The 903-nt window shown below is 39.0% G+C and carries 1 protein-coding gene and 1 pseudogene; both read left to right on the top strand.

The window, feature by feature from the left end; genetic code table 11:
* Positions 1–90 (top strand): annotated as a pseudogene (locus HRG09_RS29865) (topoisomerase C-terminal repeat-containing protein); the annotation flags it as partial.
* A 75-nt stretch (positions 91–165) separates the two neighbouring features.
* A partial coding sequence (locus HRG09_RS28185; protein WP_174104084.1) for a DUF3991 and TOPRIM domain-containing protein occupies positions 166–903 on the top strand: 738 nt, incomplete at its 3' end.

Genomic DNA, 903 nt, shown 5'->3' with positions numbered 1-903 from the left:
TTTGAGTCCAAAAATAATGGGAAGAAATTTGATGCTCGGTTATCTTATAGCACACAAGAGAAACGATTAAAATTCTTATTTGGAAAATAAACGATGTAGAGAACTGATACAAACAGTTCTCTTTTTTTATTCTTGAAACCATTCACAACAAGGGGAGGTGCCAACATGACATATCGACTAGCAGAGGAGGAAGTCATGAAAGCAAAAGATGTAGATCTGTTGTCGTATCTAGAGGCCAAAGGGGAGAAATTTCAAAAGGAGGGCAATTATTATCGTCATACAGAGCATGACAGCTTGATTATTCGAGATAATATGTTTGCATGGAATAGCCGAGGAGAGAAGGGATATGGGGCGATTAGCTTTGCCAGGATGTACTATGGTATGACTTTTCAAGAAGCTGTTCGAGACGTGAATCTTGGTGATTATCCTACTTTTACATCTTCTAAGGAGGAAGAAGCAAAACAAGGTGAGCCATTTCGTTATCCAGCACATTTAGAAGTTCAGGATAAACAAGCTATTAAGCACTATTTAACCGATGAGCGGAAAATTGACGCTCGTTTAGTAAATTGGCTGATTGGACAGGATTTGATTGCACAGGACAAAAAGAAGAATGTGGTATTCAAATGGCGAGAACAAGGTGGGACAGGAAATATAGTAGGGGCAGAGCGTCAAGGGACGGTTAAGATGGCAAATAAACGAGGTTCCTTTAAACAAATTTTGCCGAATGGAAAACCGCATACAGGGTTTATGGTGGATGTTGGAAAACCAACATCCATTTATTATTTTGAGAGTCCGATTGACCTTCTTTCCTATTGGACGCTACAACAAAATCGACTACAAAATGCAAGGCTAGTCAGTATGAATGGTCTAAAGATGAAGACCGTTTTACGCACATTTAAAGAA

Source organism: Bacillus sp. Xin1 (assembly GCF_013314535.1).
Lineage (GTDB): Bacteria > Bacillota > Bacilli > Bacillales > Bacillaceae_G > Bacillus_A.
This window is presented reverse-complemented; position numbering and strand designations above follow the sequence as displayed.